The following is a 13025-nucleotide window of genomic DNA, read 5'->3' as shown; positions in this document are numbered from 1 at the left end:
TTAATTAAACAATGTTTTCAATTTTTGGGCGCCTCCCTGCGGGTCGGGCTATCCGTTTCAATTCCTCGTAAGCCTACGCTACGCTCCGGCTTACTGCGGGATTTTCACTGCTATCCCTGGCGCTTTTAATCTGCGATATTCGGGTTTAACCACTTTTCAGCGGTGCGCACTTCGATATCTTTCCGCTTTGCGAAATCTTCAACCTGATCCATTTTGATTTTACCCAAACCAAAATAACGCGCCTCCGGATGTGCAAAATAATACCCGCTTACCGAAGCAGCCGGCCACATCGCAAGACTTTCAGTCAATTCAACACCTATGCGTTCTTTAACATCGAGCACATCCCAAATGGTTAGTTTTTCCAGATGGTCGGGGCAGGCGGGATAACCCGGTGCCGGCCTGATGCCTTTATACGCCTCCTTGATGAGTTCGTCATTAGACAACTCCTCATCGCTTGCATAGCCCCAATGTTGCTTGCGCACACGCTCGTGCAGGTATTCGGCGAAAGCTTCTGCCAGACGGTCTGCCAGAGCTTTTACCATTATGCTGTTGTAATCATCGTGCTCGGCTTCGTATTTTTCGGCCAATTCCTGAGTACCAAAACCTGCAGTAACGCAAAAACAACCCATATAATCGGTTTTCCCGGTTTCTTTGGGCGCGATGAAATCAGCCAAAGCGATATTCGGTTTACCCGAAGCTTTTTTACTTTGCTGGCGTAAGGTTCTAAAGATGAATTTCTCCTGCTTCTCGCCTGCGCCCGAAGTGACCACCTCAATATCGTCGTCGTTTACAGTGTTGGCTTCAAAAAGACCAAAAACGGCTTTCGCGGTCAGCAACTTTTCGTCTAAAATCTTTTTAAGAATCGCTTTCGCGTCAGCAAAAAGTTCGCGTGCCTGCTCGCCTACAACCTCATCTTCGAGAATGTCAGGATATTTACCATGCAAATCCCAGCTGCGGAAAAACGGTGACCAGTCTATATAATCAACCAGTTTATCCAACTCAAAATCTTCGATTACCTGTATGCCGGGCTCGTTGGGTTTAAAAGCTTCAAAAGCATCCCATTCAAGCTTCCATTTATTCTCGCGTGCCTGCGCCAGCGTTAAAAAGTCGCGTTTTTTACCACGGGTTAAAAAACGCTCCCGAAACAAGGCATAATCCTGTTTGATATCTGCTTTATACTTCAGTCTGGTTTCCGGATTAAGCAAATCGCCCACCACAGTCACTGCGCGGGACGCGTCATTTACGTGAACCACCGCTTCCGGATATTCCGGGTCAATCTTCACGGCCGTGTGCGCCTTACTGGTGGTAGCACCGCCTATGAGCAAAGGCACGGTAAAGTCCTGACGCTTCATTTCTTTCGCCAGGAAAACCATCTCATCCAGTGATGGTGTTATGAGTCCGCTAAGGCCTATGATATCTACATTGCGTTCCTTGGCGGTTGCGATTATCTTCTCAGGCGGCACCATTACGCCCATGTCTATAATCTCATAGTTGTTACAGGCCAAAACCACGCTAACAATATTTTTACCGATGTCATGCACATCCCCTTTTACCGTTGCCATAAGAACGAGATTTGACTTGGCTTTTTCAGATGCGGGGGGCGGATTAAGGCGTTTCTCTTCTTCAATGTACGGAAGCAGATAAGCCACAGCCTTTTTCATTACCCGTGCCGATTTCACCACCTGAGGCAGGAACATTTTTCCATCCCCAAACAGATCGCCTACCACATTCATACCGGTCATCAAATGCCCTTCAATCACGTGCAGCGGCTTTTCTGAAGCCTGCCGGGCTTCCTCTACATCTTCCAAAATATAGGTGTCAATACCTTTAACCAAAGCTCGTGTAATACGGTCCTGAAGTGATTCTTCACGCCATGAAAGGTCAACCGTTTTTTCCTTGGCGCTACCTTTTACCGTTTCGGCAAAATCAAGCAGGCGTTCAGTTGCGTCATCCCTACGATCCAGAATCACGTCTTCAACGTGCTCCAACAAATCTTTCGGGATGTCGTCATATACCTCAAGCATCGTTGGATTTACAATCCCGATATTCATCCCGGCCTTTATGGCATGATACAGAAATACCGAGTGCATGGCTTCGCGTACGGTATCATTTCCACGGAAACTAAACGAAACATTACTCACCCCACCGCTCACATGAGCGTGAGGCAGGTTTTCTTTCACCCAGCGAGTGGCTTCGATGAAATCGATAGCATTGCGCCGGTGCTCCTCCATCCCGGTAGCAACGGGAAAAATATTCAGGTCAAAGATGATGTCCTCAGGAGGAAAATGTACCTGATTGACCAGTATATCATAACTGCGCTTTACAATCTCAATACGGCGCTCGTAGTTGTCTGCCTGACCCACTTCGTCAAACGCCATCACGATTACGGCAGCACCATAACGCTTTATCTTTTTAGCATGGTTTATGAATTCGGCTTCGCCTTCCTTCAAACTGATAGAATTTACCACACACTTACCCTGCACGACCTGTAAACCCGCCTCGATGATTTCCCACTTCGAACTGTCTATCATAATGGGCACCCGGGCAATATCGGGTTCGGCGGCAATCAAGTTTAGGAAGTTGACCATCGCTTTTTTACCGTCAATAAGACCATCGTCCATATTGACGTCAATGATTTGCGCACCGCCTTCTACCTGATCGCGGGCAATCGCGAGTGCCTCGTCAAATTTTTCTTCATTAATCAATCTCAAAAACCGGCGTGACCCTGCCACATTGGTTCGCTCCCCCACATTCACAAAATTGCTTTCGGGAGTGATGACCAAAGGCTCAAGTCCGCTTAATTTAAGGGGCCTGAAGTTTTTAGTATGCTTAGCTGCCTGTACAGTAGTACTCATAACTGGTTTTTATAAAGCTGCCGTTTGTTCTAATGCGGGCAATGGTCTGGGTTTATAGTCTTTGACAAGATCTGCAATGGCTTTGATGTGTTCTGGTGTGGTACCGCAACAGCCGCCTACAATATTGATAAGCTGTTTATCGAGGTAGGTTTTTATTTGAGCTGCCATTTCTTCTGCGGTCTCGTCATATTCTCCAAAAGCGTTAGGTAAACCGGCGTTGGGATACGCTGAAATTGCAAAGTCTGATTTGGATGAAACCACTTCAAGATACGGAGTTAGCTGATTTGCGCCCAGAGCACAGTTAAAACCTACAGAAAGCAAAGGCATATGGCCTATGGAAATCAGGAAAGCCTCTGCCGTTTGACCGGAAAGTGTTCTTCCGGAAGCATCGGTAATCGTACCGCTTACCATCACGGGCACCTCAATACCACGCTCGTCTTTCACCTCTTCAATAGCAAAAAGGGCAGCTTTCGCGTTAAGCGTATCAAAAATGGTTTCTACTAAAAGAATATCAACGCCACCATCTAGCAGCGCCTCGGCCTGTTGCTTATAGGCTATGCGTAATTCGTCAAACGAAATTGCCCGAAAACCGGGATCGTTAACGTCTGGGGACATGCTCGCGGTTTTATTGGTAGGCCCCATGGCACCGGCTACAAAACGGGGTTTTTTGGGTTCTTTCTCTGTAAATTCCTGAGCTACTTTTTTAGCGATTTTAGCCGACTCGTAGTTCAGTTCGTATACAAAATCCTGCATTCCGTAATCTGCCATTGCAATGGTGGTGCCGCTAAAGGTATTAGTCTCTACGATATCTGCGCCTGCGTCAAAATATTTGGCATGTACCTCTGCAATCGCTTTGGGCTGGGTGATACTCAACATATCGTTATTACCCTGTACAGGGCTGGGCCAGTCTTTAAACCGCTCTCCCCTAAAGTCTTCCTCAGTAAACTTGTAGCGCTGCAACATCGTTCCCATAGCGCCATCCAATACCAAAATTCGCTCTTTTAAAGCCTTATATAATGTGTCTTTACTCATAATCAATTTCTAGAAGCTCACTTCTTGCCCTGGCGATTTTAAGCATAGCTAAATCCGCGCAAAACAAAGCGCAAAATTAAGTTATTAAGAAGGCAAAAAGGGAGTTCGTAGGACTCGTTTTTTGTTATCTATCTCAACATATGAGTAGAATGTAGCACCTTCTCCGGGAGGAGGGTTGCTAAGGCTTCATCGGGTCTAATCCCTCTGCCTTTCTTGATAACTGCATTAAATAATGAACTGGACTGCAAAGATTAAAAAACAACGGGAGAATACCCAAATTTTAAGGGATTAATGTTTAAACAATCGAAAAAACACCACTTCTATTTTTAGATAAATGGCAATATATACAGACGAAAAACACAAAGATATACTTGTAAAAAAATCAATTGACTGATTTACAGAGTTGTATATTTGATTAATTAAGTTAATTTTGTAGTCCCCATTTTTATAACAAAACACAACTATTTGTCTATGCAAAACACTACTTATCAGGAATCTAGATTTCCAATTGTGGATTATGAGAATGCCTCTGATGCCGTAAAAGAAATTTATGATGACACAAAGCGCACGCTACAAATCCCATTTGTGCTCAACTGGTTCAAATGCCAGGGATCGAACCCTATTTTGCTGGCCGGAAATTGGGCTAAATTAAAAGCTACCCTAATGCAGGGTAATGTGCCTAACGTTTTAAAGCAACTCATTATTTACAATGTTTCTAAAAAACGCAATTGCTCCTACTGTGCCGAAGCTCACGGTATTTTTGCAGACAGTATGAGCAATCTGGTAAATGAGACGGCTAACTTTAGAGTGACCGAAAACCTGGACAGCCCTATGATTCCTGAAAGCTTTAGAACCGCTATTAAAGTGGTTACCAAAGCAGCCTTGCATTCTAATCAGATCAACGATGAAGATTTTAAAGCATTGAGCGATGCAGGCTTTGACGAGTCTGAAATTCAGGAACTGATGGCTCAGGCTGATCTGGTTAATATGCTGAATACCCTTGCTGATGTTTCGGGGATTAAGATTGATAACGAATTGATGGAAGCCCAGGCTTAAAACCTTTACATTCCTGTGAATCTATCTTCAGCCAAGTATCGCATTACCTACGAGGCATTTTCCAAGTTATCGGGCAGTCTCAGCAAAGTAGAATCGCTTGAAGAGCTTGGAACGGTTGCCAACAGGCATCTTAAGTATTTGTTTAATTTCAGGATGCTTAGGATTGTTATGCTTTTTAAAAACGAAACTGCTGTAAGTTTTACATTCCTTAAATCGAAAGAGCCAAAGATCGTAGACGGTGATGAATTACTCGATTACGAAAAGGAACTGTTTCTGGTAAAAATCCCTCTTTTGAGAGCGCTCAACACAACCGATTTACCCGGTTATGCTTTGCCTCTTTACGAAAACTGGAATACCCCAAAATTATGGGGCTGGCATACGACATCAGGCGAACGGGAAATTTGTTTTTCCTTAATTTCAGATGATACCGAAAGCTTTAACCACAGTGATATGGAAATCCTCAACCTGTTGGTTGATAACATCACCTCGAGGTATTTTCAAATCTATCTGGGTCAGCAGTTGACCACCAAAAATCTACGCCTAAAAGATGCTATCACGCAGATTGAACTGAAGAATACTGAAATTGAACAGATCAACAATAATCAACAGGATATTATTTCGCAGAGAACCGAAGAATTGCGTTATAAAAACAAAAAATTACTCGAACTTTCGAAACTGAATGCTCACAATCTGAGAGAACCTTTAACACGTATTCTGGGCTTTCTGGAAATTGCTGACTTGTATAGCGATGCAGATTTGCGCAGGATTATATTTCCCAAACTTAAAGAAGCAGCACTCGAACTGGATTTGGTTTGTAAACAAGTTGTAAACCAGAGTGAACAAACCGCCTCGAATGCTAATTTAACCGAAAATGGGTATGACTAAGCTGCTAAAAATAATGCTGGTTGATGATCAAAAAATGGCCAATTTCATCAACAAAAAACTTATTGAAGTTACTGATTTTGCTGAAAGCATTATTGACTACACCTTGCCAGGTGCGGCTCTTTCTGAGCTGGAGAAGGAAAAACCCGATCTCATTTTTTTGGATTTAAATATGCCTGAAATAAACGGGTGGAGTTTTCTGGACGCTTTAAAAGAGAAAGACAATCAGACCCGGGTGGTAATCGTAACCTCGAGTACGAGCGATTTAGACAAAGAAAAGGCCCAGAATTATAATCAGGTGATTGATTTTTTAATAAAACCGCTCAACAAGAATACAATTCTGGACCTTAAAAATAAATTGCGTCCTGCCTGCTAGTTAATAGCCTGCACTACTGCTTTTTCAGCTTCTTTTCGCGTTCCGTCAAAACCGTCAATACCGCTCACAGTGGTATACTTCATCACATAGCGCTTACCGGGATTGATGATTTGATATGCCGACTGACACATCATTGTAGCTTCGTGGAAACCACACAAAATCAGTTTTAATTTTCCGGGATAGGTGTTAACATCACCTATTGCAAATACACCGGGAATGTTTGTCTGATAGTCTAACGAGTTATCAACCTTGATCGCATTCTTTTCGATCTCAAGACCCCAGTCTGCGATGGGACCTAATTTAGGCGAAAGCCCAAATAAAGGAATAAACGCATCCGCTTCAAGAGTGCTTTGTGATTTATCTGCGTGTTCTACCACAACCTGTTCAAGCTCATCATTACCCGCAAGACCTACAACTTCTGCCGGAGTCACAAGATTAATTTTGCCAAGCATTTTTAATTCACGCACTTTTTCAACAGAATCAAGCGCTCCTCTAAATTCGTTTCTACGGTGAATGAGTGTAACTTCATCAGCCACATCAGCCAGGAAAATACTCCAGTCCAATGCTGAATCACCACCACCTGCAATAACCACTTTTTTTCCGCGGTACACTTCAGGATCTTTAATCATATAGGCGACACCCTTGTCTTCAAACTGGTGAATATTTGGAATAAGCGGCTTACGCGGCTCAAAACTTCCCAAACCACCCGCAATTGCTACCACAGGCGCGTGATGCTGCGTGCCTTTATTTGTGGTTACGATAAAACTACCGTCTTCCTGCTTTTCGATAGTCTCTGCACGCTCACCCAATGTAAAACCGGGCTGAAACTGCTTTCCTTGCTCAAGTAAGTTATCTACAAGCTCACCAGCCATCACTTCAGGAAAACCGGGAATATCATAAATAGGCTTCTTAGGATAAATCTCAGCCAACTGACCACCGGGCTGCGCCAGCGCATCAATAATGTGACATTTCAGCTTCAATAATCCTGCTTCAAAAACGGTGAATAACCCGGTAGGGCCTGCTCCAATAATTAAAATATCTGTCTTTATCATCTGTTCTATTCTTTGAGCCTTAGCTCCTCATTCTACTCTTAATTCTTATTGATCAATCCTTTGGTAAACTCATTCAGGGTTTCTACTTTCTCTTCAAAATCCCCTTTTATGGTTTTTCGGTATTCATTTAAATTCTGTACCAGATCATCAATATTATCCGGTATTACTTCTTCAAAAAACTGCCGCAGTCGTTTTGCGGTAGTGGGTGACTTTCCGTTAGTCGAGATCGCAATCTTGACATTTCCCTTGGTCACAATTCCACCCATATAAAAATCACAAAGTTCAGGCACGTCGGCAATGTTGCAGAGCAAAAAACGCTTTCGCGCCAGCTCATAAACGCGTTTGTTTACCTTGGGGCTGTCTGTAGTTGCTATCACAATGTGACGCTTCTTCAGCATCGACTTTCTAAACCTTCTTTTGGTTATTTTAACGTTGTATTGCTTAGCGCGCTCCAGAGTTTCTTCTCTAAAATACGGGGCCACCATTTCTACCACCGCATCCGGACTCGACTTGGTCAAAAACGTAAGTTTTTCAAGCGCGACGTTACCACCACCCACAATAAGCACCTGCAAATTGCGAACTTTGAGAAAAACCGGATAAAGTGTGTTGGTTTCCTGCGACATTTTAGGAAGCGTATGCCATTTTATTTTGCAAGTTAAGCAATTGCTCGCGATGGCGCACCACCTCACCAATAACGATAATTGATGGGTTAGTAAGCTTTAACTCTTGCACCACTTCTTCAATACTGTCAATGGTGCCTACTCCAATGCGTTCTTCGGGCGTTGTACCATTTTGAATAATGGCAACCGGCGTGTTGTTTTTTCCGCTTTCGCGAAAGCATGCCGTAATCTCCGCAAGCTTGCTCATCCCCATTAAAATAACGACGGTGGCCGAGGATTGCGCTGCAAGTTTTACATCTTCTGAAAGTTTATGTGCACGGGTGGTTCCCGTAATTACCCAAAAACTTTCAGAACTGCCCCTTTTGGTCAACGGAATATTCTGGTAAGCCGGTACCGCGAGTGATGAAGAAATTCCCGGAACAACTGCAGCTTCAATTCCTGCTTCGGCTGCGATCTCCATCTCTTCTGCACCGCGCCCGAAAATAAACGGGTCTCCACCTTTTAAACGCACCACGTGACCGTGACTTTTAGCTCGTGAGATAATGAGATCGTTGATTTGCTCCTGCTGATACGCATAGCAACCTTTGCGTTTTCCTACAAAAATGAGCTCGGCATCAGCGGCATATTCTAACAGCTCGGGATTTACCAGCGCGTCATACAAAACCACGTCTGCACTTTGCAAGGCTTTAACCCCCTTCAACGTAAACAATTCCACATCGCCGGGTCCTGCTCCTACTACAGTTAATTTTGGATTCTTAAGCATGAGCGAGTTGTTTTTTGCGGAATGCATCCACACGGTTAAAAAATGCGTTTGCATCAGCTAAATAGGCTTCAGCAAACTCTTGTGTAGGCTCGTTTTTTTGAATTTGGTAAACCAAATCAGCAAACGAAGTTTCTGCCAGAAGTGTTTTGTTTTCACCAAAGGTGTTATCAAACTCCGCAATGATATTGGCCTGGGTATTTGTTTTTACGTCTTCAGAAAGTAAGATGGCTTTAGCTCCATTTACCAGCCCTGCATAGGTGTGGTAAATACTGTCTGACCATTTTTGCTCTTCAAAAGCCTCGATGGCGCTGCCCAGTTTGTCTTTGGCTTCCAGTAAAAGTGTTTGAACCAAATCGATCACGACACCGGCGCACTCACCCACACCCACTTCCTGAATGTATTTTTCATCATTCCCCCAATCTACAAAGTCAGACTCCACCAGATTATCGGTATCGGAAAGTGGTTTTAGAAAATCGTAAAAATACCGCTGCCCTTTTTCGTCGTAATAACTCAAAAAATCCAGATTACCGGCGTTTTCTTTGAAATCGTCTAAAATCGCACGCAAAGCCTCGGGTCCTCTCTTACTGGGGATTTTGATCACTTTGTCTGCAAAACGACCTTCGCCATTACCCAAAACGCCACCGCCTAAAAGCACCTGCAATGCAGGAGCAACCAGTTTCTCAGGCGTACGCACAGACATTCCCTGGAAGCCTATGTGCGCCATATTGTGCTGACCGCAGGCGTTCATGCACCCGCTGATTTTAATAGTTATGTCTTTGTTGTTTAAGTACTGAGGATATTCCGCCTCGAGCACTTCTTCAAGTTTAACTGCGATGCCGGTACTACTTGCAATCCCTAAGTTACAGGTGTCTGTACCGGGGCACGCAGTTATGTCTGTTGTGGTTTCATATCCCGGGCGGGCAAAGCCGAGGCTGGCTAGTTGTGAGTAAAAGAAAGGCAATGCCCCTTCCGGTATATGTCTTAACAGTATATTTTGACGCAGGGTAAGACGCATCTCATCCCCACCATATTTCTTAATCAGACCCGCCAAAGCGCGTGCTTCTTTGGTATAAAAGTCTCCCAGTTTTACGCGAATCCCAATAGCAACAAGACCTTCCTGTTTTTGCTTAAACACATTGGTCGCTTTCCAGGTTTCATAAGCTTTGATATCTTCTATAGTAACCTGCGGAGCTACGGCTAACGGAGCTTTTGGAGCCACATCAAAATCTGCGGTATCAATCTCATACGTTTTATAAGCCAATGCTTTTCGCTCTTCTTCCACCAATTGCATAAAGCCTTCCTGCCCCAAATCTTTGATAAGAAATTTCATACGCGCTTTTAAACGTCTGGAGCGTTCCCCATGACGGTCAAACACCCGAAGCACCCCTTCAATAGTCGGGATGAGCTGATTAACCGGTAAAAATTCGGTTAATACATCTGCGTGGCGTGGCTGCGAACCCAGACCACCGCCCAACATTACTTTAAAGCCGCGTTCGCCATCTTTGATTTTTGGAATAAAGCCCAAATCGTGGATGAATGCCAAAGCCGAGTCCTCATCGGTTGATGAAAACGACATTTTAAACTTTCGCCCCATTTCCTGACAAACCGGATTTCGCAGAAAAAACTGAAAGGTAGCGTGTGCATAAGGTGTTGCGTCAAAAGCCTCATCAGGATTGATCCCGCTATCTTCACTGGCGGTCACGTTACGCACCGTGTTACCACAGGCCTCGCGAAGGGTCACATCATTTTTTTCCAATTCGGCCCAAAGCTCAGGAGTACGGTCGAGACTCACATAGTGAATCTGAATATCCTGACGGGTGGTGATGTGTAAACGCCCTTTGGAATACTCATCAGAAACATCTGCGATACGCAACAGCTGATCGCTGGTCACCTTACCGTAAGGCAATTTGATGCGCACCATTTGTACCCCTTCCTGACGCTGACCGTAAACACCGCGTGCTAAACGCAGGCTTCTAAAGCGCTCCTCATCAATCTTTCCGTCTTTAAAGAGCTTGATCTTTCTTTCAAGCTCAATAATATCGCGTTCTACAACGGGGTTTTCTATTTCTGTTCTGAAGCTTTGCATAGCTTGTTATTTTTTAATTCTTAATTATTTTAATCCTATAGAAATAATAGGATTATTATAAAAGAGCATCCAAAGTGTTTGGCAATACTCCTAATTTTAATTGTTAACCTATAAAACCAACGCCGGCTGTGGTGTTGCTTTGCGTGTCGATTAATATAAATGAACCGCCTGCCTTGTTATCGGCATAGGTATCGTAAAAAAGGTTTTTACTCAGTTTAAAATTCACCTTTCCTATTTCATTCAGCGTTAATTGATTCTTAGAGCTGTCTTCACCCGAATAATCTGTAGCGATGACACTTTCTACACTGTCAATTTTAGCAAGAATACGGTTAGTATTGTGTTGAATTTCATATTTCGCTCCCGGAACCAGCGCTTTACCATCCATCCAGCAAACAGCTGCCGTGAGTGATTTTGAGGATTGTGGCACTTCATCAGACTTCACCAAAACATCGCCTCTAGTGATGTTGATGTCATCTTCTAACGTGATGGTCACCGAACTCCCGGCTACCGCTTCATCATACTTTTGATCAAAAAACTCAATAGTCTTGATTTTCGAAGAAGTTAAAGAAGGTAAAACCGTCACTGCATCGCCTACTTTTAAACTGCTTCCGTAGATTTTTCCGGCATAACCGCGATAGTCATGAAATTCATCCTGCTTTGGTCTGATTACAGTTTGCACCGGGAAACGCGCGGCTGTCTGTTCTTCCTGTCCGGGCTTTAAAGCTTCCAGATAATCGAGTACGCTTTCGCCTTTAAACCACGGCATAGTATCCGATTTCTGCGCAACATTATCCCCTTTTAGGGCGCTAATAGGAATGAACGTCACTTCCTGCTCGGCATAACTGCTTTGGGCATTCAGCTTTTCAAAATCGGTTTTTATGTTTTCAAAAACGCTTTGGTCATAATCTACCAAATCCATTTTATTGACCGCAACAATTACATGCTTAACCCGCAGTAAATTATTGATAAAGAAATGACGGTAGGTTTGCTCTATAACTCCTTTTCGGGCATCGATCAAAATTATGGATGCCTGCGCCTGAGAAGCTCCTGTAACCATATTACGGGTATATTCTACGTGACCCGGAGTGTCGGCAATGATGTAACTTTTCTTCCTGGTCGAAAAATAAATATGCGCTACATCTATTGTAATCCCCTGCTCGCGCTCGGCCACAAGACCGTCTGTTGCCAGCGAAAAATCCAGATAATCATAACCCTTCTTTTTGCTGTTGCGCTCAATGGCCTCAAGCTTATCATCTGTTAATGACTTCGTATCGTAAAGCAAGCGTCCTATCAAGGTACTTTTACCATCATCTACACTTCCTGCTGTTGCTATTTTTAGAACTTCCACGTTATTCTTCGTATTGCTATTACTATTATTATTGAAGGTGTCGTCTCGAGGACCTAGAAATATCCCTGTTGCTTGCGTTTTTCCATTGCTGCTTCAGAGCGCTTGTCATCTATACGAGCACCTCGCTCTGAAATAGTAGAGGTTTTGATCTCACTCACAATGCGCGCAATGGTATCTGCTTCAGACTCTACAGCTGCGGTACAGGTCATATCGCCCACAGTTCTGAAACGTACAATACGCTCCAGTACTTCCTCATCTTCCTCGCGGTACACATATTTTGAAGCACTCCAGATCAGACCATCGCGTACAAAGGTTTTGCGCTTATGCGAAAAGTAGATCGAAGGAATTTCGATTTTTTCTTTCTCGATGTAACTCCATACATCCAGTTCGGTCCAGTTCGAAATTGGGAAAACCCGTACATTCTGACCGATTTCAATCTTCCCGTTAAGCAGGTCGAATAATTCCGGACGCTGGTTTTTTTCATCCCACTGACCAAAATCATCACGTACTGAAAAGATACGCTCCTTGGCTCTCGCCTTCTCTTCATCGCGACGGGCACCGCCAATACAGGCGTCAAACTTAAATTCTTCAATCGCATCTAAAAGCGTGGTGGTTTGAAGCATATTTCGGCTTGAATATTTCCCGGTTTCTTCAGTTACCTTACCTTCATCAATAGCATCCTGCACATGGCGTACAATCAGATTCAATCCTAATTCCTCAACCAGTTTGTCACGAAACTCTATAGTTTCCGGGAAGTTATGCCCTGTATCCACATGCAATAGTGGAAAAGGAATCTTGGCAGGGTAAAATGCTTTTTGTGCCAAACGCACCAGTGTGATGCTGTCTTTTCCACCCGAAAAAAGCAAAACCGGATTCTCAAACTGGGCAACTACTTCTCTAAAGATGTAAATCGCCTCGCTCTCTAATGCATTTGTTTTTAAAATCGTACTCATCT

At 43.8% G+C, this 13025-nt stretch carries 11 protein-coding genes and 1 riboswitch; of the genes, 3 read left to right on the top strand and 8 right to left on the bottom strand.

Annotated features, from left to right (window positions below; genetic code table 11):
- Positions 1–125: 125 nt before the first annotated feature.
- Positions 126–2855, bottom strand: a complete 2730-nt coding sequence (metH, locus tag CJ305_RS08575) for a methionine synthase (RefSeq protein WP_099645842.1) — start codon at positions 2853–2855, stop codon at positions 126–128.
- A gap of 9 nt (positions 2856–2864) precedes the next feature.
- On the bottom strand, positions 2865–3887 hold the full coding sequence (locus CJ305_RS08570; RefSeq protein ID WP_189319411.1) for a homocysteine S-methyltransferase family protein: 1023 nt from the start codon (positions 3885–3887) through the stop codon (positions 2865–2867).
- 121 nt (positions 3888–4008) lie between these two features.
- A riboswitch (SAM riboswitch) is annotated at positions 4009–4110 on the bottom strand.
- A 248-nt stretch (positions 4111–4358) separates the two neighbouring features.
- On the opposite strand from CJ305_RS08570, the gene CJ305_RS08565 reads away from it, so the two are divergent.
- From CJ305_RS08565 to CJ305_RS08555, 3 genes are read left to right on the top strand one after another with little or no spacing between them, the layout of a single operon-like run.
- The gene (locus CJ305_RS08565) at positions 4359–4943 is read left to right on the top strand and encodes a carboxymuconolactone decarboxylase family protein (RefSeq protein WP_099645841.1); all 585 of its coding nucleotides are present in this window, start codon (positions 4359–4361) and stop codon (positions 4941–4943) included.
- Between the two features lie 15 nt (positions 4944–4958).
- On the top strand, positions 4959–5828 hold the full coding sequence (locus CJ305_RS08560) for a phytochrome family protein (protein WP_099645840.1): 870 nt from the start codon (positions 4959–4961) through the stop codon (positions 5826–5828).
- Positions 5821–6201: a response regulator gene (locus CJ305_RS08555; protein ID WP_223248838.1), complete on the top strand. Its 381-nt coding sequence runs from the start codon at positions 5821–5823 to the stop codon at positions 6199–6201. Before CJ305_RS08560 ends, CJ305_RS08555 begins: the two co-directional genes overlap by 8 nt.
- Here the strand turns inward: CJ305_RS08555 and CJ305_RS08550 are convergent.
- The 6 genes from CJ305_RS08550 to cysD form a co-directional block, all read right to left on the bottom strand.
- Complete coding sequence (locus tag CJ305_RS08550; RefSeq protein ID WP_099645839.1) at positions 6198–7253, bottom strand: NAD(P)/FAD-dependent oxidoreductase; 1056 nt, start codon at positions 7251–7253, stop codon at positions 6198–6200. The genes CJ305_RS08555 and CJ305_RS08550 overlap by 4 nt on opposite strands.
- Positions 7254–7291: 38 nt before the next feature.
- Complete coding sequence (locus CJ305_RS08545) at positions 7292–7876, bottom strand: precorrin-2 dehydrogenase/sirohydrochlorin ferrochelatase family protein (protein WP_099645838.1); 585 nt, start codon at positions 7874–7876, stop codon at positions 7292–7294.
- Position 7877: 1 nt separating this feature from the next.
- On the bottom strand, positions 7878–8636 hold the full coding sequence (gene cobA / locus CJ305_RS08540) for a uroporphyrinogen-III C-methyltransferase (protein ID WP_189319410.1): 759 nt from the start codon (positions 8634–8636) through the stop codon (positions 7878–7880).
- Positions 8629–10722 (bottom strand): nitrite/sulfite reductase, encoded by a 2094-nt coding sequence (locus CJ305_RS08535; RefSeq protein WP_099645836.1) that lies wholly within the window; start codon positions 10720–10722, stop codon positions 8629–8631. The genes cobA and CJ305_RS08535 overlap by 8 nt, the downstream gene beginning before the upstream one ends.
- Positions 10723–10825: 103 nt before the next feature.
- Positions 10826–12070, bottom strand: coding sequence for a sulfate adenylyltransferase subunit 1 (locus CJ305_RS08530; RefSeq protein WP_099645835.1), 1245 nt, complete (start codon positions 12068–12070; stop codon positions 10826–10828).
- A 53-nt stretch (positions 12071–12123) separates the two neighbouring features.
- Positions 12124–13023, bottom strand: a complete 900-nt coding sequence (gene cysD / locus CJ305_RS08525; RefSeq protein ID WP_099645834.1) for a sulfate adenylyltransferase subunit CysD — start codon at positions 13021–13023, stop codon at positions 12124–12126.
- Positions 13024–13025 lie beyond the last annotated feature (2 nt).

The sequence above is a fragment of the Leeuwenhoekiella nanhaiensis genome (assembly GCF_002744755.1).
Taxonomy (GTDB): Bacteria; Bacteroidota; Bacteroidia; order Flavobacteriales; family Flavobacteriaceae; genus Leeuwenhoekiella; species Leeuwenhoekiella nanhaiensis.
This window is presented reverse-complemented; position numbering and strand designations above follow the sequence as displayed.